Annotated in this window: 20 protein-coding genes; 16 read left to right on the top strand and 4 right to left on the bottom strand. The window is 63.1% G+C overall.

Features of this window, described 5'->3' with window-relative positions:
• Positions 1-2: 2 nt before the first annotated feature.
• Genes H8R02_RS01060 through H8R02_RS01045 form a run of 4 tightly spaced genes read right to left on the bottom strand, consistent with a single transcriptional unit; the run spans position 3 to position 4,487 of the window.
• Complete coding sequence (locus tag H8R02_RS01060) at positions 3-1,172, bottom strand: thiolase family protein (protein ID WP_187079493.1); 1,170 nt, start codon at positions 1,170-1,172, stop codon at positions 3-5.
• Between the two features lie 2 nt (positions 1,173-1,174).
• On the bottom strand, positions 1,175-1,651 hold the full coding sequence (locus tag H8R02_RS01055) for an aromatic-ring-hydroxylating dioxygenase subunit beta (protein WP_187079492.1): 477 nt from the start codon (positions 1,649-1,651) through the stop codon (positions 1,175-1,177).
• On the bottom strand, positions 1,648-2,931 hold the full coding sequence (locus H8R02_RS01050; protein WP_187079491.1) for an aromatic ring-hydroxylating oxygenase subunit alpha: 1,284 nt from the start codon (positions 2,929-2,931) through the stop codon (positions 1,648-1,650). Before H8R02_RS01050 ends, H8R02_RS01055 begins: the two co-directional genes overlap by 4 nt.
• Before the next feature lie 2 nt (positions 2,932-2,933).
• Positions 2,934-4,487 (bottom strand): class I adenylate-forming enzyme family protein, encoded by a 1,554-nt coding sequence (locus H8R02_RS01045; RefSeq protein ID WP_187079490.1) that lies wholly within the window; start codon positions 4,485-4,487, stop codon positions 2,934-2,936.
• An 87-nt stretch (positions 4,488-4,574) separates the two neighbouring features.
• Here H8R02_RS01045 and H8R02_RS01040 point away from each other — a divergent pair, with 87 nt between their 5' ends.
• From H8R02_RS01040 to H8R02_RS00965, 16 genes are all read left to right on the top strand, one after another.
• Entirely contained in the window at positions 4,575-5,384 is an 810-nt protein-coding gene (locus tag H8R02_RS01040; RefSeq protein WP_187079489.1) for a DNA-binding transcriptional regulator, read from the top strand.
• 166 nt (positions 5,385-5,550) lie between these two features.
• Complete coding sequence (locus H8R02_RS01035; RefSeq protein WP_187079488.1) at positions 5,551-6,042, top strand: MarR family transcriptional regulator; 492 nt, start codon at positions 5,551-5,553, stop codon at positions 6,040-6,042.
• Positions 6,039-7,190 (top strand): HlyD family secretion protein, encoded by a 1,152-nt coding sequence (locus tag H8R02_RS01030; RefSeq protein ID WP_222622298.1) that lies wholly within the window; start codon positions 6,039-6,041, stop codon positions 7,188-7,190. The genes H8R02_RS01035 and H8R02_RS01030 overlap by 4 nt, the downstream gene beginning before the upstream one ends.
• On the top strand, positions 7,183-8,790 hold the full coding sequence (locus tag H8R02_RS01025; RefSeq protein WP_222622297.1) for a DHA2 family efflux MFS transporter permease subunit: 1,608 nt from the start codon (positions 7,183-7,185) through the stop codon (positions 8,788-8,790). The genes H8R02_RS01030 and H8R02_RS01025 overlap by 8 nt, the downstream gene beginning before the upstream one ends.
• 253 nt (positions 8,791-9,043) lie before the next feature.
• Positions 9,044-10,048 carry a Bug family tripartite tricarboxylate transporter substrate binding protein gene (locus H8R02_RS01020; protein WP_187079487.1) on the top strand — a complete coding sequence of 335 codons (1,005 nt, stop codon included), beginning with the start codon at positions 9,044-9,046 and terminating at the stop codon, positions 10,046-10,048.
• Between the two features lie 15 nt (positions 10,049-10,063).
• Positions 10,064-10,399 (top strand): non-heme iron oxygenase ferredoxin subunit, encoded by a 336-nt coding sequence (locus H8R02_RS01015; protein ID WP_187079486.1) that lies wholly within the window; start codon positions 10,064-10,066, stop codon positions 10,397-10,399.
• Between the two features lie 139 nt (positions 10,400-10,538).
• Positions 10,539-11,243 (top strand): GntR family transcriptional regulator, encoded by a 705-nt coding sequence (locus H8R02_RS01010; protein ID WP_187079485.1) that lies wholly within the window; start codon positions 10,539-10,541, stop codon positions 11,241-11,243.
• Positions 11,244-11,446: 203 nt separating this feature from the next.
• Entirely contained in the window at positions 11,447-12,313 is an 867-nt protein-coding gene (locus tag H8R02_RS01005) for a VOC family protein (RefSeq protein WP_222622296.1), read from the top strand.
• A 44-nt stretch (positions 12,314-12,357) separates the two neighbouring features.
• Positions 12,358-12,756: a lipocalin-like domain-containing protein gene (locus H8R02_RS01000; RefSeq protein ID WP_187079484.1), complete on the top strand. Its 399-nt coding sequence runs from the start codon at positions 12,358-12,360 to the stop codon at positions 12,754-12,756.
• Positions 12,753-13,667, top strand: a complete 915-nt coding sequence (locus tag H8R02_RS00995; protein WP_354004854.1) for an alpha/beta fold hydrolase — start codon at positions 12,753-12,755, stop codon at positions 13,665-13,667. Before H8R02_RS01000 ends, H8R02_RS00995 begins: the two co-directional genes overlap by 4 nt.
• On the top strand, positions 13,664-14,644 hold the full coding sequence (locus H8R02_RS00990; RefSeq protein WP_187079482.1) for a Bug family tripartite tricarboxylate transporter substrate binding protein: 981 nt from the start codon (positions 13,664-13,666) through the stop codon (positions 14,642-14,644). Before H8R02_RS00995 ends, H8R02_RS00990 begins: the two co-directional genes overlap by 4 nt.
• Positions 14,645-14,647: 3 nt before the next feature.
• Entirely contained in the window at positions 14,648-15,976 is a 1,329-nt protein-coding gene (locus tag H8R02_RS00985; protein WP_354004853.1) for an SRPBCC family protein, read from the top strand.
• Positions 15,973-16,464: an aromatic-ring-hydroxylating dioxygenase subunit beta gene (locus H8R02_RS00980; protein ID WP_187079481.1), complete on the top strand. Its 492-nt coding sequence runs from the start codon at positions 15,973-15,975 to the stop codon at positions 16,462-16,464. The genes H8R02_RS00985 and H8R02_RS00980 overlap by 4 nt, the downstream gene beginning before the upstream one ends.
• A gap of 11 nt (positions 16,465-16,475) precedes the next feature.
• Positions 16,476-17,276, top strand: coding sequence for an SDR family NAD(P)-dependent oxidoreductase (locus tag H8R02_RS00975; RefSeq protein ID WP_187080560.1), 801 nt, complete (start codon positions 16,476-16,478; stop codon positions 17,274-17,276).
• Between the two features lie 20 nt (positions 17,277-17,296).
• On the top strand, positions 17,297-18,616 hold the full coding sequence (locus H8R02_RS00970) for an aromatic ring-hydroxylating oxygenase subunit alpha (protein ID WP_187079480.1): 1,320 nt from the start codon (positions 17,297-17,299) through the stop codon (positions 18,614-18,616).
• The gene (locus tag H8R02_RS00965) at positions 18,613-19,137 is read left to right on the top strand and encodes an aromatic-ring-hydroxylating dioxygenase subunit beta (protein WP_187079479.1); all 525 of its coding nucleotides are present in this window, start codon (positions 18,613-18,615) and stop codon (positions 19,135-19,137) included. Before H8R02_RS00970 ends, H8R02_RS00965 begins: the two co-directional genes overlap by 4 nt.
• The last annotated feature ends 77 nt before the right edge of the window (positions 19,138-19,214 follow it).

Here is a 19,214-nt window from a genome sequence, read left to right as displayed (position 1 = left end):
GTCTAAAGCGTGGCTGCCGAGCCGAGAACCAGGCAAGCGTGGTGGTCGAAATAGCCCCCGGTGTTGGTTACGGCGGCAACGTCGCTACGCGGACATTGGCGCGCGCCGGCCTCACCTCTGAGTTGGAGTACTGCCTCGACAATGGGTGTCATCCCTTGCAAGTAGAAGCCCGAGAGATGGCCGCCGCCCGTGTTGACAGGCAGGGGGCCTCCCGGAGATGTCTGGCCGTCGGCGACGAAGCCGCCGCTCTCCCCCGCCGCGCAGAAGCCGAAGTCTTCGAGGGCCTGCAGGGTCATGAAGGTAAATGCGTCGTAGCACTGCAGCATGTCGACGTCGCTTTTGGCGACCCGCGCCGACTCGAGCGCGGCGCGGAATGCGCGTGTTGCCGCCGAATCGGGGCCATCGCCCGAGTCGTGCGGCCATGCTGCCGGCTCGTGGGCCTGTGCGCAACCCATCACCTGGACGGGCGGCTTCCGATACGATCCGGTCCCCGGTCCAAGCAACACCGCCACTGCGCCATCCACCGGGACTGCGCAGTCGAACAACCCGAAGGGTTCTGCCACTTTCCGGGCCGAGAGGTAGGCCTCCATCGTCAACGGCTCCCGAAACAGGGCAGACGGATTCATGCACGCCCACTGGCGCGTCGAAATGGCCACTGCTCCAAGGTGCGCACGGGTGGTTCCGAATCGGTCCATGTGGCGTTGTGCCGCCATCGCGTAGATGGAAGCCGCACCGAAAGCCCCGCTGCTGTAGCGCAGGCCCCCAATTCCACGAGTGACGCGCGTGGTGCCGAACGCTTGCGACCCGCGCTTTCCGCCCCGAAGCGGCGCATCGGCGAAGACGCAGATGACATTCGTTGCCGCGCCGTGGGCGATTGCTTGTGTGGCGGCTTGGATCATCTGCAGGGCGCTGGTTCCCTCGCCATCCAGGACCTGCAGCAATCGCAACGCCGGCAAGGCCGCGGCGCGATGCAGTCCGAGGCCGGGCGCAGGGTCCGATGCGACGGGACTGCGGCTGATCAACAGGCCATCGACGTCGCTCGCAGCAAGGCCACTGTCTCTCAGTGCATCGTCGATCGCGCCGATGGCGAGTTCGTTGGCGTCCAGCGGTTGGGCGCGCGACAGACCCGCGGTGCCCAAGCCGCGGATGATGACGGTGCGACGAGGATGCATTGTCAAATCAGAAATGCCAAGGTCGGAATCGGCGCTTCCACATCGACAAGCGATACCTTTTTCACCAACATCCGGAAGTCCGAATCGACAGGGCGCAAGACATGAAGGGTCCTCCCGGCCCATTGCCGGGTGGTGTCTCGGCGGTGTTCGATCAGCAGGAAGTTGGATTCGACGCGAACAGTGTCCCCGTCGAATGATCCGACTTCGATATTGCCAATCACGCGGCGCATGCGCGATGCCGGGCTCTGGGCGTGGCGACGCCCGGTCATCAACTGGCGCACACGGCCGGCGATCCGCGCTCTGTTGTCGTTGATGATCGAGATCCTGCTCTCCGGCTCCCCTTCCTCCCCCAGCGGCACCCAGTAGTGCGCTTCCTCCGCCCACAGCGCCTCCCACTCCTCGTAGCGGTGCTCGTCCTGCAGGCGGGCCTCCTTGAACAGGAAGCGGTGCACGGCCGCTTCGTCGAACGACGCCGTCATTCGCACGCCCTCGACATCACGTGGCGATAGTGCCTCCAGAATCCTCTCTGGGGCGTTTCATCCTTCAGGTCGCCGCTGCGCGAGCCATCCGGGTCCGTCACTTCGCTCTGCATGCCACGCCGCAGCAACAGCCACTCCGGCTGGGCACTTGCCATACCCTGCCGCTGAAGGTCCGCGATCTCCGCGTCGTCTGCGACAAGCATGCCCGCCGGGCCAAGCGCCCCTTCGCACCGCCTCAGCGTGCGCGAATTCATCTCGGCCCCGCCTTCCAGGATCACCGCGGTGCTGTGCTGGATGGTTTCGTGGGGTCCCACCGGTTCGATCATCATGACGTTCATCTCGGCCAGGAAGAGATTCGGAAAGACGACTGCGTGAGGCGGTCCATCGGTCAGGCGTCTGACGGCCTCCTCGTCACCGTATGCCTCTTTCATTGCAGCGACGTAGGCCGGAACCCTTTCAGGAGCGACATCCCCGCTCCAACCCAGCAGCGCCTGCCTGCGGCGAAAGTCGGGAGCAAAGTCAATCTCGACGTGCCCATGCCCCCTGTCTCGCAACCGCGTCGCGGACTCGTCGGAGCGGTCGCGCATCGTCGTGAAGTCGCGATTGGCACGCAGGAGAGAGCCATGGACATGCGCCAGGTGATAGCCGTCGACCTGGTTTTCCGCCAGCCCTTTCCAGTTGCCCGCGATCCTGTGTTTCATCCAGCCGGCATCGAGCCGTATCCGCCCCGTCGGTGAAAGTCCGTTGAGCATGTCGATCCACTGGCGTGCGTTGCCAAGGTGGTCCTCGAGAGACTCGCCAGTCGCGGCCAAGCTCGCGAAGATGAACTTGCCGTAGGTTTGAACTCGGGAAGCCGCACGCATGTGACGCTCGTTCTCGCAGCCATGCGGAAAACTCGCAGGGGCCGGCATGCTCAGAAACTGCCCGCGTGCGTCGAAGGCCCAGCCGTGATAGCTGCACACCAGGTTGCGCATGTGGCCTTTGTCTCGCTGCGTGAGACGGTTGCCTCGATGCGGGCAGCGATCATGCAGCAGATGCACCTGCGAGTCCGTGTCCCTGATAAGGATCATGGGCTGGCGTCCGATGCGCCGCGTCACGTAGTCACCCGGATTGGGGATTTCGCTCTCGTGCCCGACGTACACCCAGCTGGAGTAGAAAATGCGCTCCATCTCGTCGGTGAAGACGGCGGGGTCGCAATAGACACTCCCATGCACGCGGTCGTCCTGGACGATCGCGGCGTAGTTCAATTCCCGCTTCACGGCCTTGTCCACTTGTTCCACGGTCATACCTCCACGTTCCACGGCAGGCCGGCTGATATGAGTTGCGCGCGTGCTGCCTTCTTGTCGACCTTGTCGGTGAAGCCATGGGGAAGAGCCGCAGTAATGCCGACGTGCTTCGGCACCTCCCACCGCGGCAGGGCCCTGCGGCAATGCGAAACGAGCTCCTCCGGGGCTACCGTGGCTCCGGGCCAAAGCGTGACCAGTGCGACGACCGCCTCTCCCCATTCGGGATGAGGAACTCCGACCACGACCGCCTCGCTTACTGCGGGATGCTCGGCCAAAGCGTTTTCCACGCTTGCCGGATAGACATTCATCCCGCCGCTGATGATCATGTTCTTCTTCCTGTCACCGAGAAAGATGTAGCCGGATCCGTCCATGCGCCCGAGGTCGCCGGTGCGCAGCCAGCAGCCGTGAAGCGACGCGGCCGTCTCATCGGGAAGATTCAGGTATCCCGACATGATCGTCGGCCCACCCAGCCACACTGTTCCCAGTTCTCCGCGCGGCACTTCGCGTCCCGCATCGTCCCTGATCGAAACCTCCGCATGCGGGAGTGCGCGTCCGACCGACGCGAGAAGTTCGGGCTCGCTAGCGATGGCTCGCCGGTGCTCGCTGTCGCGCAGCGCCGTCACCGGGCCACTCGACTCGGACGCGCCATAGAGCTGGAGGAAGGTGCAATCCAACGCGTCGTACGCCTGGCGAATCAGCGCGGGCGGAGTGGGCATCGTGCCATACATCACCTGACGCAACGAGCGAATGTCTGTGTTCCCGCGTCGCACCACATCGATGACACGCCGAAGCATGGTCGGGGCCAGGCTCGCGCAGGTGACGACGTGCTCGGCCACGAGCCTGGGGAAGTCTTCCGCATTGAACTCCTCGATCACGGTAGTCATCCCCGTGACGAGATTCGCGCAGGTGTTGGCGATGTTCACACCCGCTGGATTCATGAACGGCAAGCGCACGTCATCCTTCACGAATCCTGCGGCGAGGCTCAGGTGGATCGCAAATTCACGTACATTGCGCTGTGTCAGGAGCACCCCTTTCGGCAACCCCGTGGATCCGGACGTGTAGCCAATCAGCGCGGGATCTTCCGAAGAGAGCTCCGGAGCCTGCGAAGGATGCTGCTGTGCGATCAGCGCTTCATAGTCGAACACCATCCCATGAGCGGATCCGAATCCGATGAGATGCGTCCCATTGGTTCGCAGCGTCTCGAAATGGCTCGAGAGCAGCGGCGCGCAATCGGCATCGACGAGAACCGCACCCGCCGCGCAATCCTCCAGGAGATGCAGGACCTCTTTTTCAGAGTACCGTCGATTGATCCCGACGCGCAACATACCGGCCTTGAGGCACGCAAGCCAATGCTCGGCGATCTCCAGGCGGTTTCTCGAAAGGATCGCGACCGTGGAGCCTTTGCGAAGGCCCAGTGACTGAAGCGCGCCAGCAAGCGCCGTGCTGCGACGATCGGCCTCGCCCCAGCTCAGCGAACGTTCACCGCTCTTGTAGGCAATGTCGTCTGGGAATGTGGCGGCGCACCGCCCGATGTAGTCGCGAAGGAACATTGGCGAAAGTGTTTGACGTATCGGCGACGGTAATTTCTTTTCGGGCCCTTCACCAGCGCAGCCAACATTCGGTTCACAATGTGAACCATGCCGAACAGCAATACGTACCGCCATGTGCAGGGCCTGACGCGGGGGCTTGCGGTCCTTTGCGAATTGAACAAGCTGAGTAGCGGCGTCGCATCTGCTGTCGAGCTTGCGAGGGCCACGGGACTCCACCGATCCACGGTCAAGCGGTTGCTCGAGACGTTGAGCGCGACAGGATTCGTGCACCCTGCGGAAGACGGGAATCATTACCGGCTGAGCTTTCGCGTCCAGCAGTTGTCGGCCGGCTTCCGCGACGAGACCGGTGCATGCACAGCAGCGGCGCCGGCGCTGCGCAGGCTGACCCAAAAGATTCTTTGGCCAAGCGACTTGGTGACGCGCGAAGAGGAGAGGATGGTCATTCGTTTCTCGACACATTCCTTCAGTCCCCTGAGCTTTCACCCCGGAACGGTGGGCGATCACACTCCTCTGCTGCCGACGGCTACCGGCCGGGCCTACCTTGCGTTCTGTCCTGACGATGAACGCGAATTGCTCCTGGAAATGATGGCTTTGCGTGATGACAGATATGGAGAAATGGCCAGGGATACACGTACGCTCAGGCGCGTGCTGCAGACCACGCGCGAGCGCGGTTTTGGCGCCAACGATGGCGAGTGGACGCGCCAACCTGGCTTCGGGGCGCTGGCGGCCCCGGTGCTTCACCAGGGCCGGGTGGTCGCGTGCTTCAACGTCATCTTCTCCCTCAAGGCCTTGTCCATGGCCCTGGCGATCAAGCGCTACGGCGCCGATGTCCTGGCGACCGCCCGGGAGATTGAATCGAGTTTCGCGGCCGCGCGCACAGTCGGCGTCCCGTCCTGACGGGCGCGACATGGGAGCTCAACATCCTGATGCTGGATGCTGGCGCCCTCGCTCGCGGCTTAGTGTCCGTCTTGAATTCGCGTTCACCTCCTAGAGCGCGAAATGGTTAGCCAGCTAATTATGAGCATGCTATCCTTTAGGCTCAAACAAGCTGTGCAATGCACAAATGGAATCGCGTTCGAGAGCCCATGAGCAGTTCGGAAACTCGCTAGGTCGGGTATCGAGGCTTTGGCGTGCCGAAATCGATCGGCGACTGGCGGAGCACGGCTCGACCGACGCCCAGTGGTTGGCGCTGCTGCGGCTTCAGACCATGGACCAGCCCGTGACGCAAGCCGCTCTGGCTGCCGCAATCGGCGTGCAAAACCCCAGTATGGTCCGCATGCTCGACCGGCTCGAGGCGGAGGGGCTGATAGAGCGCACGGCGGTGCCCGGTGACCGCAGGGCGAAGGCCGTCAGACTGACGGCGAAGGCAAGGCCCCGACTGGCGCGCATCCGCACGGTGACTGACTCCCTGCGGACAGAGTTGTTCCGTGGGATTGACGCGCGGGAACTCGACGCATGCATGCGGGTGTTCTCGCTGCTGGAATCCAAGTTGCGCGGCTTCGGGGCGTTCGGCGAGGCCGACGCGGCGCCCTCCAGCAGGATGATCGTACCGTGAGCGAGGCTACCGGGGGCCATGCGGCCGCCGCAGAGCTCGAACGTCGAGCCGGATGGATGACGCGCGGTGGGCCGCGTGCTGCGGGCCGCAGGTGGGCGATTCTTGTCGTCGCGACAGCGACCGTGTTACTGGTGGCCGCTTGGCTCTACGACCAAATGACCTGGGTGACTGTCGATGACGCGCGGGTGGCAACCGACATGGTCGCGATCAGCAGTCGCGTTCCCGGCGGGGTGGTGAGTGTTCGCGTCATCTCGGGCGACCATGCAGCGAAGGGGCAGCTGCTGGTGGAGCTCGATGGGAGGGATGCTCGGCTGCGCATCGAGGAGCTTGAAGCAAGACTGGCGGGCATGGCGTTGCGGCGAGAGGAACTGCGTGCGCGCCTTCGCATGATCGACATGCGTACGGCCAGCAAGGTTCGCGGGCAGGCCGCGGCCGTGACGCAGGCACAGGCGTTACTGGCCGGTGCGCAGGCAAATGAGGATCTTGCGCAGCGCGATGCACGACGCGCCGAACAGCTTGCTCCCGGCGGGGCGATCGGGCGGGATCAACTCGACCGCGCTCGCGCGGCGCTGGAGACGGCGCGTCAGCAGGTCCGCGGATCCGTCGCCAACCTCGAAACCAATCGTTCGTCATCTGCGCAAGCCCAAGCTGAACGAGAGGAAGTCAAGGTACTCGCGCGGCAGCTCGCGCAACTCGATCCCGAAGAGGCTGAACTGCGCGCGCAGCGTGAGCGGGCCACTCTGGATCTGAAGGAGCGGACGGTTGTCATGCCTTTCGACGGTGTGGTCGACCGCACCTTCGTTCACGCCGGTGAATACGTGGTTGCCGGTCAACGATTGTTGTTGGCACATGACCCCCGGGCGGTCCGCGTGGAGGCCAACGTGAAGGAAACGGACATCCGCCATTTCCGTCCGGGCAAGAAGGTGAGCGTCCGGGTCGACGCCCTTCCGGGGGACAGGTTCGAGGGAACCGTCCAGAGAGTAGGTCAAGCCGCGACGAGCGAATTCGCACTCCTTCCGAGCCCGAATCCGAGCGGCAACTTCACCAAGATCACCCAGCGACTGCCCGTGCGGATTTCCGTCGCCCGGCGCGACGGTGCGCTCAAGCCGGGCATGATGGTGCAGGTCGAGGCGAACACCCGTGAATGAAGACCGCGCGTCCACAACGACCGCGGACCTCGTCGCCCGTTACGGCCCCGGTTATCGCTGGTTCGCCACGGCTACCGTGATGATCGGGACTATCGTCAGCGTGCTCAGCTCGACGATCGTGAACGTTGCGCTGCCCGACATCATGGGCGCGTTCGGCATGGGCCAGGACAAGGCCCAACTCCTGTCCACCGCGTTTCTGGCTGCCATGACCGGTGCCATGCTCCTCAACGCATGGATGGTGGAATCCTTCGGGCAGCGGGCAACATTTCTGCTGGCAATTTCCGTTTTCATGGGCGCATCAGTCCTCGGCGGCCTCGCGCCGGCCGAGGGTGTGCTGATCCTGGCTCGGATTCTCCAGGGCGCGTCCGCGGGGATCCTGCAGCCGTTGACGATGATGGTGATCTTTCAGGTCTTTCCGCCCGAGCGCCGGGGCTCGGCCATGGGCATCTACGGCATCGGCGTCGTTCTTGCGCCTGCGCTCGGTCCCGCGGTGGGGGGGATCATGGTGGACAGCTTCAGCTGGCGCTACGTCTTTTTCCTAACTCCGCCGTTCTGCGCCATCGGCATCCTGGCGGCCCTCATGTTCCTTCCAGGACGGGCGGGGAGCGGGCCGCCGCGCCGGTTCGACTGGATCGGCTTCCTGTTGATGGCCGTGTTCCTGGTCACTCTGCTCACCGGCCTCTCGCACGGCCAGCGTGACGGATGGAGCTCGAACGTCATTGTGCTGAACCTCGCCGCAGCCGCAGCCTGCGGCATGGCTTTTTTCTGGTGGGAGCTGCGAACGGCTTCGCCGATGCTGAACCTGAAGCTGTTTTCCATCCCGGCGTTCTCGGCCGCGTCGGTCGTTGCCTTCATATTCGGTGCCGGGATCTATGGTTCCACCTACCTGGTGCCGTTGTTCGTGCAGACCGTCCAGGGGTACACCGCCACGCGATCCGGACTGCTTCTGATGCCGGCCGGGCTCGTGCTGGGCGTCATCTTCCCCCTTGCCGGGCGGCTGACAGATCGCACATCACCGCATATGCCGATCGTCTTAGGACTGATCGTCTTCGCCACGTCCTCTGCGCTGATGGCACAGGCAGACACCAACACTTCGTTCCTGGCTTTTGCGTGGTGGCTCGTCCTTGGGCGCATCGGCCTGGCGTTCATCATGACGAGCCTGAATGCGGGCGCGCTCGGCACCGTCCCCCATGCGATGCTCGGCCAGGGCTCCGGCGCCATCAATTTCGTGCGACAGCTGGGGGGGGCGCTTGGCGTAAATCTGCTCTCGGTCGCGCTGGAGCGGCGTTCCCAGCTCTACACTCAGACCTTTGCGGCCACGCAGGATGCCGCGAATACAGCCTCCGCCGAAGCCTTGCGGCAGTTGTCAGCGCTCTACGCGCATGCCGGCCTCACCGAAGGCGTGGCGCTGGCTGCGTCCTCCCAGTTTCTAGGCAGCGTCGTGGCAGCGCAAGGCAGCATGATGGCGTTTCGCGACAGCTTCCGGATGGTCAGCGTCATCTTCATGATCGGCGTGATCCCTGCCGTTTTTATCCATCGCCAGGCGGCGGAGAGGGGTTCACAGGGATCGCCAACTGGACGAGGAGACGGTTGCGCGTGAGCAGACCCATGCCGCAAGGGCGGCCCCGATAGCTCTGGGTCCCATGAGCTATGGCCGGCGGTTGACATTCATCGCCGCCGATGCTCGGATCCCATCCGACCAAATTCCGAACCGCAGTGCGGGATAACCCGGGATTCCACGGAGCTTTTATTTAATAATCTCGATGTTTTGCATGAATATCGAGTTGTTAGTTGCGCCGAGCGCGAGCCCTGACAACGATTGCCGTCCAGTTCCCTGACCCTGGAGACCTGAAATGTCGTTTCGCTACCTTGCGCGTGCCTTGGTCTTTTCTTGTGCGGCCGCCGTACACCTTGCATGCCCTGCGGCCCCACCGCCGGGCTACCCCGACAAGCCGATCAAGATGGTCACGTTATACCCGCCGGGCGGCGGCACGGATTATTTCGCTCGGCAGATCGCGCCGAAGATGGGCGCAGTCTTGGGTCAACCGGTCGTCGTGGACAGCCGTCCGGGTGCGGGCGGCTCGATCGCTGCGGTGGCGGTGGCGAAGAATCTGCCTGCAGATGGCTACGCATTCCTGCTGGGGGACCGGGGCATGTACGCCTTGAACCCAAGCCTGTACGACAACCTCCAGTACGATCCCATGCGCGATCTGGCGCCGGTGTCGCTGATTGCCATCTACGATTTCGTCCTGGTCGTCAATCCGAAGGTCATGCCCGTTCGCACTGTGGCGGACATCATCGCCGCGGCCAAAGCAGCGCCTACAGGGTTGAATTACGCGGCCCCGGGCACTTCCTCGACGCACACCATGGCGATGCAACTATTTGCCCACGCAGCGAACCTCAAGCTGGTCCCCGTGCTCTACAAGGGTGGGAATCCAGCGTTGCAGGACGTGCTGGCGGGCCAGGTGGGCATGATGTTCCTGGATCGGGCGTCGGCCACGCCTCACGTCCAGTCCGGAGCGCTGCGCATCATCGCGACGGCCGGACGCGAGCGCATTTCTGCCTACCCAGACGTGCCGACCGTCGCCGAGTCTGCGGCGGTGGAGCCCGGGTTGAAGGACTTCGAAGCGAACGCCTGGCTGGCATTCACGATGCGGGCGGGAACCCCGCCGGAGATCGTCGCCATGGTGCGGGATGCCTTCATTAAAGCGACGGCTGATCCAGAATTGCGGCAGAAGCTGATGGCCGTCGGAATCACGCCGATTTCAAGCACGCCGGAGCAGCTCCAGGCGCACATGGCTAAAGAGGCTGCACTGTGGGGAAAGATCATCCGTGAACGCGGAATCAAGCCGAATTGAGAGATCTGGCGCACCATGGCAGACAAGAACCGGGTCTTCATCGGCGAAATCTGGGAGGTGGAATCCGGCAAGTCCAAGCTCGTGCGGCTCGAGGGCATGCCGCCGCTGGTGCTGTTCCGGATCGCTGAAGAATTTTTTCTCCTGGACGACACCTGTACCCATGGGAATGCCTCTCTGAGCGAGGGCGATGTTTGCGGCTCCGAGGTCGAATGTCCCTTCCACGCCGGGCGATTCGACATACGCACAGGGCAGGCCACCCGCTTTCCCTGTACGGACCCCCTGCGGACCTATCCTGTGGTTGTCGAAGGCGAGGCCATCTTCGCCGACCTCGATGAAGAGGGGGAATCCTGAGGGTCGATTCCTTCTGCAGAGGCTGGTCCGTCCCGTGGTGCAGTAACGGCGGGGCGCGACGAATTGCCGTCGGTGTCGCGGGGTGTTTCGCGGGCTACACTCGGAGTCGCGCCTTCTTCAGAGGCGACTTCCCTTGCAAATGAACCAAGCCGCCGACTCCATGGTGGAACAGGCAGAGGATGAAAGTCCTCGAACGCTGATTGGGGCGACGTACACAAAGCTGCGCCACGATATCGTTGGAGGCCGGCTGCAGCCCGGGCAGAAGCTGCGTGTCGATCATCTCAAGTCTTCCTACCAGGTCAGCTCGGGGACCATGCGCGAAGCGCTGGCGCTGCTGGTCTCCGATGCGCTTGTCGTCGCCCAAGGCCAGCGAGGCTTTCGGGTCACATCGGTCTCGTTGGCCGATCTGGAAGATCTGACGCGCGTGCGGGTGTTGCTGGAGACAGAGGCAGTTCGCGACAGCATTCTGTTGGGAAAGGACGATTGGGAAGCGAATCTGGTCGGCGCCTTTCACCGCCTGACGCGCGCCGAAGAGCGGTTGCGGACGGACCCCGGTGGCAGCTTCGACGAATGGGAGCAGTGCAACCGCCGGTTCCACGAGGCTTTGACAGCTGCTTGCCGCTCGCGTTGGGTTCAGCGCATGCGACTGATGCTTTACCAGCAGTCGGAGCGCTATCGCCGGATTGCCGCTACCCAAGGGCCGCCGCCGATCGAGGTGCACAGCGAGCACACAGGGATCTTCGAAGCGGCACTTGCTCGGAATGCGGAGACGGCCTGTGCGCTGTTGACGATTCATATTCACCGGGCCTTGCTGGTGATCCGGACTGCGGGCCTTCTGCCCTGAGGGTTTGCGACGGGGAACACGCGGCGTACGTTCGGCAAGACGGTAACGCTTCGTCGGCGGCCGTCGCGCGACCTTCCGGTGGCCGCTCCAGACTGAAAGACCCGCCACAGAGGCTAGGGTTTTCCATGAACGTCGATCTATCGAGATTATCGAAAATATCGATAATCAAGGTGCACATGGCTTCTTCCCCCCACACTAGAAACTTGCGACTTGCGTACATCGAGCTCGAAGCGTCCGATCTGTCGGCTTGGCGCCGGTTCGCCGAAGAGGTTCTTTGCCTGCAGGTCGTCGGAGAGCCCAGCTCTGGTCGCCTCCAGTTGCGCATCGACGACCGAGTATTCCGGATTGCGTTGCGCAGCGGTGACCAGGACGACGTCGTTGTGCTCGGCTTCGAAGCAGACAGTCGCGAGGAGTTCGAAGCCGTTGGTGCCGCCCTCGAGCAAGCCGGGTACTCAGTCCAGCACGAAAGTGCTGAGGCCGCAGCCGCGCGAGGCGTGGCCGCCTTGATGCGCACCGAGGACCCTGAAGGCCTGACGTTCGAATTCTGCTACGCCAGCGTCTACCGCCCTCAAGCCCCGTTTGCGCCGCCGCTGGGCCATGCAGGTTTCAAGACCGGCGACCAGGGGCTAGGGCACGTTTTGCTTCGCGTGAAGAATCCCGAAGTCTATGAGCGCTTTTGCAGCGAAGTACTGGGGCTGCGTGTGAGCGACCAAGTGAAGACGTCATACAACGGTGTCGATGCAAAGTTCACGTTCATGAGAGGGAACGCGCGCCATCATTCCATCGCGTTTGGCACTCTCCCGGTCCCGAAGCGACTGCTCCATTTCATGCTCGAGTGCCGCGATCTGGACGACGTGGGCCGGGCGCTGGACCGGGTACCGGCCTCGGGCCTTCGGCAAACTCGTTCGCTCGGGCGGCACGTCAATGACCGGATGATTTCCTTCTACATGGCCACCCCCTCCGGCGTGCAGGTCGAGTACGGCTGGGGTGGTGTCTCCGTTCAAAACGAAGAAGACTGGCCGGTCGCCACCTACGATGTCACCAGTGTGTGGGGACACCGACACCTATGAGAGGAGACGTTCAACGCGGATGGGGGCGATCCGATCTCGTCGGCGTGTGGTCCCTCGTCTCGTGGCGGCAGTTCCGCGGTGAGCAGGTGGTGCTGCCCATGGGCGACAGGCCCGTGGGCAGACTGATCTATACGGCAGACGGTTGGCTTTCGGTGAACATCATGCGCGGCGAGCGCCCGCGGATGACGACAGGAGACTTCGTCACCGCCTCAGCTAGCGAAAAGGTGGCGGCGTTCGAGGGCTACATGGGCTACAGCGGCCGATATGAGCTGCGGGACGACGAAGTGATCCATCAAATCGATTGTGCTAGCTATCCGAACTGGGTTGGCGACGCGCAGGTCCGGCGGCCCACCGTCGGCAGCGGCTTGCTCGTCCTGGAGGCGGCGGTGCGAATGGTTCAGGGCGTGCCGGTGTCCGCCACGCTCGAATGGAGAAAGCAGTGAGCACCACATGGAATGGCGGAGCACAGGCCGCCGCACAGGCGAACCCTGAAATTCACAAGCGCATCAACGCCGCAGGACTGGACACCAACTACCACGATCATGGCGATGGCCCCCCCGTACTGTTCGTGCATGGCTCAGGGCCGGGCGTCAGCGCTTACGCCAACTGGCGCCCGGTGATGCCCGCGCTCGCACGTAGCCGACGTGTTCTCGCGCCCGACATGGCAGGTTTCGGCTACACCGAGCGGAAGCCGGGGACAAAGTATGAGCTGGACCTCTGGGTCCGCCAGCTGATCGAATTCTTGGATGCGCTTTCGATCGAGAGAACCGACCTGGTGGGAAACTCGTTCGGCGGAGCCGTGGCGCTCGCGACCGCGATTCGACATCCGAGCCGGGTTAGACGGCTTGTGCTGATGGGTTCCGTAGGCGTGAAGTTTGAGCTGACGCCGGCACTCGATGAGATCTGGGGGTACCGTCCGGATGTCCAAGTCATGCGGCGAATCATGGATTACTTCGCGTACGATCGCCGCCTCGCGAGCGACGAGCTCGCGCGGATCCGCTACGAAGCCAGCATCCGCCCCGGCGCGCAGGAGTCGTATGCGTCGATGTTCCCAGCCCCTCGCCAGCAGTGGATCGATGCTCTTGCCAGTCCGGAAGAAGCCATTGCGGCATTGCCTCACGAAACGCTCCTGGTGCACGGGCGCGACGACCGGGTGATACCGATGGCGACCTCATTGAAACTGCTGTCGCTGATTCCGCGATCGCAACTGCACGTTTTTTCCCGATGCGGTCACTGGACGCAGATCGAACAAACCGCCCGCTTTGTGGAGTTGGTGGAATCTTTCCTCAGCGAAGCGGACGCGGAAGGTGTGGTCGTCGCCGGCTCCGCACATCCAATGGAGAAGGCGCAATGAATCTGCGACAGTTCGATCGCCGGAAGTTCGGCACTCTCTTGGCGGCAGGCATGGTGGCCCCGTGGGTCAGGGCGGAGGAGTTTCCCTCGAGACCGGTTCGGATCGTCGTGGGCTTTCCGCCGGGCGGGCCCACGGACATGATGACGCGCGAAATCGCAGGCGCACTGCAGGACCGGTGGAAGCAGGCCGTCGTGACCGAAAACAAGCCCGGTGCGGCGTCACTTCCTGCGGTTGAGCAACTCATTCGCTCGCCGGCAGACGGCTACACGCTGATGTTGGCGACCGACACCCCCATCGTGGTACTTCCCTTCCTTCGGCAGAAGCTCCCGTACGATCCATTGGCCGACATCAAGCCGGTCGCCATCGTCGGGGCGATTCCGCTGATTCTGGTGGCCAGCGCGGCCTCGGGCTTCAAGACGTTTTCGGAGTTCGTCACTGCTGCGAAAGCGCGCCCCGGTGCGCTCGACTATGCGTCCAATGGGATCGGCGCGGGACTGCACATCGCGATGGAGCGCATGCAGCGTGCCGCAGGAATCGAGCTGAACCATATTCCCTACAAGGGCAGCGGAGATGCATTGCCGGCACTGGTCGGCGGGCAGGTGCCAGTGATGTGGGACACCATCCCGTCCTCCCTGCCGCTGATTCGGTCCGGGAAGTTGATACCTTTGGCTGTCGGCGGACTGGAACGCGTGTCATTGCTGCCGGATGTGCCATGCATGCCTGAACTTGGGTACCCCGGGTTTGACGTCGGCTTGTGGATGGGACTTGTTGCGCGCAGCGGGACGCCCGCCGCCATTCTGGAAAAGATCGAGGGCGATGTGCTCGCGGCACAGCAAAACAAGTCATTCGTCGAGCGCGTGGCGGCGCGTGGATTCGAGCGTCGCACAGCAGGCATGGCGGAATTCGCGAAGCGCATCCAAGAGGATTACGCCCGCAACAAGGCGCTGTTTGCTCAATTGAAGATCAAGAAAGACTAGGACGTGAAGGCTGACCGCATCTCCCAGCTGCTGCTGGAAGACGTGACCCGGGGTCAGCATGGCATCGACCGCAGGGCCTTCACGGATCCCGCATTGTTCGACCTTGAGATGGAGCACATTTTCGAGGGCGGATGGATTTACCTGGCGCATGAAAGCCAGATCCCGCGGCCGAACGATTACCTCACAACGACAATGGGCCGTCAGCCCATCATCCTCAATCGTGACCGGCACGGGCGGATCGGAGCGTTCCTGAACGCCTGCGCGCACCGCGGCGCCACCTTGTGCCGGGATCGCGCTGGCAGACGGCCCGTGTTTTCCTGTCCGTTTCACGGGTGGTCCTATGCGTCGTCCGGAGAACTGCTGGATGTGCGTGACGAGAAATCTGCGGGATATCCCGCTCAGTTCGACCGCGGTGCCTATGGGCTTACGCGGGTGCCGCGGGTGGAGAGTTATCGAGGCTTCATTTTTGGGAGCCTGGTCGACAATGTCCCGCCGCTGGAGGAGCACCTGGGAGGAGCGGCTTGGTTCGTCGACCTGATCGTTGACCAGGCACCCGACGGGATCGAAATGGTGCCCGGCCGATGCACATACATTTACCACGGGAACTGGAAGCTGCAGGCGGAAAATGGCGCGGACGGCTATCACGTTGCCACAGTGCATGCCAATTACGTTGCCGTACAGCAGCGGCGCAAGGCGCGCACCACCGACAGGATTGGTGCCATCACGCCAGGTGGCGTGGGCGCACGTGCCGGCGGTTTCTACGCGTTCGACAACGGCCACGTCATGCTGTGGTCCGAGCGCGCCAGTCCGAAAGACAGCCCGAACCATGTGCTGGATGCGCAGTTGCGCGAGCGCTGGCCGGGCGAGCGCGTCGACTGGATGCTCTCGAGGTCACGCAATCTCGGCCTTTATCCCAATCTCTTCCTGATCGATTCGATGAGCTCTCATATCCGGCAATTCCGTCCGATCGCTGTCGACCGAACCGAGGTCACGACGTACTGCTATGCGCCCGTTGGCGAAGCACCATCCGCAAGGGCGCGCCGAATCCGCCAATTCGAAGACTTCTACAACCCGTCTGGCCTGGCAACTCCCGACGATCTTGCTGAGTTTCAGGCCTGCCAGATTGGCTTTCAAGCCAGAGGCCGTCGCTGGAACGATCTCTCGCGCGGCGCCGCGCATGAAATTCCCGGTCCGGACGAACTTGCAAGGACGTCGGGAATTCCCGGAGTCCGGCGCAGCGGCCGTCAGATCGCCGACGAGGGTCTCTTCGTCGAACAGCACGGCGCATGGCAGCAACTGCTTCTCGAGCGTATGCGGCCTGGATCCCGATGAGCACGCTGGCACTCCAAGTCGATGTCGACACATTTATCCAGCAGGAGGCGCTTTGCCTCGACGAAGGACGCTTCGGAGACTGGCTCGGACTGTACGCACCGGAGGTGGAATTCTGGGTACCGGCGTCGGACGATTTCGGCCGGTACACCACAGATCCGCAGACTCAGCTCTCTCTCATCTACTACGATTCCCGCGCGGGGCTGGAAGACCGGGTCTTCCGAGTCGAAAAGGGCAGATCCTCGGCAAGCACGCCGATGCCGCGTACCTGCCACATGCGCACGCCTTCCATCGTGCGGGCAGCGGGCGAGCGGATCGAGGCACGGTTCAACTGGGTGACCCACAGCTTTCGCTTCGGAGCTTCCACCACCTACTACGGCCGCAAGACCATTTGGCTGGAGCGGAGGCACGACGCTCTTTGCATTGTCCAGGCCCATACTTGGGTTCTGAACGATCTGGTCGACCAGGTGCTCGACTTCTATCATCTGTGAACGACCCCGACATGCAGAGCCCTGCAGCAGCCAGGTTTCAGGGAAACGTCGTTGTGGTCACGGGTGCCGGGCAGGGGATCGGGCGCGCCGCTGCGGAACGATTCGCTCGAGAAGGCGCACGCGTCTACCTCGTCGATCGAGCTGGTGCCCAAGGGCGGGCGGCCGCCGAGGCGATTCACGCAAGCGGGGGCGATGCCCGTTTCGTCCAGGCCGATCTCGAATCCTACGGTGCTGCGCGAGACATGGTGGACACAGTCCTGCGGGAGGCCGGGCGCATTGATGTGGCCGTTCATAACGTCGGCGGAACGATCCACGTCAAGCCGTTCTGGGAATATGAGCCTGTGCAGATCGAACAGGAGATCTCCCGGTCCTTGATGCCAACACTATGGTGTTGCCGGGAGGTCATCCCGGTCATGCTGCGCCAGCAACGGGGAGCCATCGTCAACGTCGGTTCGGCGGTGACCCGCGGTGGGCTCTTCCGCGTTCCTTATGCGGCGGCCAAGGCGGGCGTCCACGTCATGACGGCCTGCTTGGCGCAGGAACTGGCGGACACTGGGGTGCGAATCAACTGCGTGGCCCCCGGAGCCATGGACAACGCGGACCGTGTGATTCCCCGCAATCCCTCGCCGCCCACCGATGTGGACCGCGAGCGAATGCAGGCAATGTACGTCCGCGCGCTGGCGGATACGCCACTCCGACGCCGCGGGCGCGCTGACGAGGCCGCGGCCGCGATCTGTTTTCTGGCTGCCGATGAATCCTCGTTCATCACTGGCCAGGTCCTCAGCGTCGCCGGTGGCGCCACCGCAAGCTGACTCCCAGCCCTGGAGCCTCCATGCACGAACACACCTCACCTCAGCACGGCTCCGGCGTGGCTGGGCTCATCCGCGAAACTGCGGTTCACAGTAGCCTTTACACCGATTCGGAAGTTTTTTCGCAGGAAATGAGCGAGATCTACGGCCGGTCATGGGTCTTTGTCGGACACGAGTCGGAGATCCCGAACCGAGGAGATTACGTGCGGCGGGTGATCGGCACGACCCCGGTCCTCATGACGCGATCGGCCCAGGATGAGATCGCCGTCGTGGTAAATCGCTGCGCGCATCGTGGAAATTTGTTGTGCCAGGAGGAAAGGGGGCATCGCCGCAACTTCGCCTGCCAGTACCACGGCTGGGTCTTCGGGCTGAACGGCGATTTGCTTGACGTGCCGTTCCCGATCGGCTTTCAGCAGGACCGCTCGGTCCACGCACTGCGCCGTGCCCGCGTCGGGCGGTACCGGGGGTTCGTGTTCGCGACCTTCGCAGAGCACGGACCTACGATCGAACAACACTTGGGCAACGCGCGACGGGCAATCGACCGCGCAGCAGGCCTGTCCCCCGTCGGCGAGCTCGATCTATTCGGTGGGTGGATCCAGCACCTCTATCAGGCGAACTGGAAGATGCTCGCTGAAAACAATGTGGATGGCTATCACGTCAACTACGTGCATGACTCGTTCGCGCGCGGAATCAAGGTGCAGTACAAGTACAACGGCGTACTCCAGACCAAGGAAGAGAAGCTGGACGCCGTGGCGCGCGACCTGGGCGAAGGCCATGCCGAAATCGACTACGCCCCCACCTATTCGAAGCCATTGGTCTGGCTAGGTGTCGAGCCCGACCGGTATCCTGCCTACACGGCATTGATGGTGGCCGCGTATGGGCAGGCCGCGGGCACCGAAGCGTTGCGCGCAGGCCCACCGCACACTTACATCTTTCCAAATCTGTTCATCGCTGAGACTGCCGTCACGATGATCCAGCCAATTGCTTGCAATCGAACGGTTCAATGGCACACGCCCCTCTACCTCAAAGGGGTGCCGCCCGAAGTCAATGAGCGCATCTTGCGTCTCGGTGAAGCCGCACTCGGTCCCTCGGCCTTTCTCTTGGCGGACGACGCGGTGATATCGGAGCGACAGTGGAAGGCGATCGACCAGGCGCCTGTGTGGATGGATCTCAGTCGTGGCATCGATCGTGAAAAGGTGTGCCCCGATGGCACCCGCACTGCGCATTACTCGGACGAGACGCCGCAACGTGGCTTCTGGCGCCACTACAGAAAGATTTTCGCGTCTCGCTGCGTTCCGCAGGCTGTCGGCGAGCCCGCCAAGGAAGAGGGGCTCGGACAATGAATGAAGGTCTTGCACCATTTACGCCGCACCCGACGGTTACGGAACTGGAGCGCCGGGAGATCGAGACCTTCCTCTATACCGAGGCACAGTACGCGGACGAGTCGCGCTACGACCTCTGGGAGTCCTTGGTGGAGGACGACATGGTCTATTGGGTGCCGCGAGGGAGCGGGGACCTGTCTCCGAACCGGGACGTCTCCATCATCAACGACAACCGGTCACGCCTCGCGACTCGCATCAGGCAACTCAAGACGGGCACGCGGCACAGCCAGACGCCCCCGTCGGAGATGCGAAGGTTGATTTCGAACATCGTGACAAGTCGTCTTGAAGACGGCCAGTACTTGGTGGAGTCCAACTTCGCACTTTTCGAAATGCAGCTTCAATCCTTGGACACCTTGACGATCTGGGCCGGACGCACCGTTCACCGCTTGCGGCGGCGCGAGGGAACGCTGCGCATGTCGTTCAAGAAGGTGATCCTCGTCAACGGCGCCCGGCCGGTGCCCACGCTCGCCTTCCTTATCTGATGCGAAGGCTGGACGGGCGACCGAAGGGATGAAGGGCTGGACGCGACCGCTCGTTCCCTGTACGTGGAAAAACAACT

This window comes from Ramlibacter albus, assembly GCF_014297445.1.
GTDB lineage: Bacteria > Pseudomonadota > Gammaproteobacteria > Burkholderiales > Burkholderiaceae_C > Ramlibacter > Ramlibacter albus.
Note: the sequence above shows the minus strand (reverse complement) of the source record. Positions and strands in the feature narration are given on the sequence as shown.

Excerpts from the sequence above, each read along its gene's own strand:
- H8R02_RS01055 (WP_187079492.1), bottom strand. The coding sequence starts at position 1,651 with ATGACGGCGTCGTTCGACGAAGCGGCCGTGCACCGCTTCCTGTTCAAG.
- H8R02_RS01010 (WP_187079485.1), top strand. The coding sequence starts at position 10,539 with ATGAACCAAGCCGCCGACTCCATGGTGGAACAGGCAGAGGATGAAAGT.
- H8R02_RS01045 (WP_187079490.1), bottom strand. The coding sequence starts at position 4,487 with ATGTTCCTTCGCGACTACATCGGGCGGTGCGCCGCCACATTCCCAGAC.
- H8R02_RS00965 (WP_187079479.1), top strand. The coding sequence starts at position 18,613 with ATGAATGAAGGTCTTGCACCATTTACGCCGCACCCGACGGTTACGGAA.
- H8R02_RS01020 (WP_187079487.1), top strand. The coding sequence starts at position 9,044 with ATGTCGTTTCGCTACCTTGCGCGTGCCTTGGTCTTTTCTTGTGCGGCC.
- H8R02_RS01015 (WP_187079486.1), top strand. The coding sequence starts at position 10,064 with ATGGCAGACAAGAACCGGGTCTTCATCGGCGAAATCTGGGAGGTGGAA.
- H8R02_RS01040 (WP_187079489.1), top strand. The coding sequence starts at position 4,575 with ATGCCGAACAGCAATACGTACCGCCATGTGCAGGGCCTGACGCGGGGG.
- H8R02_RS00970 (WP_187079480.1), top strand. The coding sequence starts at position 17,297 with ATGCACGAACACACCTCACCTCAGCACGGCTCCGGCGTGGCTGGGCTC.
- H8R02_RS01060 (WP_187079493.1), bottom strand. The coding sequence starts at position 1,172 with ATGCATCCTCGTCGCACCGTCATCATCCGCGGCTTGGGCACCGCGGGT.
- H8R02_RS00975 (WP_187080560.1), top strand. The coding sequence starts at position 16,476 with ATGCAGAGCCCTGCAGCAGCCAGGTTTCAGGGAAACGTCGTTGTGGTC.
- H8R02_RS00990 (WP_187079482.1), top strand. The coding sequence starts at position 13,664 with ATGAATCTGCGACAGTTCGATCGCCGGAAGTTCGGCACTCTCTTGGCG.
- H8R02_RS00980 (WP_187079481.1), top strand. The coding sequence starts at position 15,973 with ATGAGCACGCTGGCACTCCAAGTCGATGTCGACACATTTATCCAGCAG.
- H8R02_RS01035 (WP_187079488.1), top strand. The coding sequence starts at position 5,551 with ATGGAATCGCGTTCGAGAGCCCATGAGCAGTTCGGAAACTCGCTAGGT.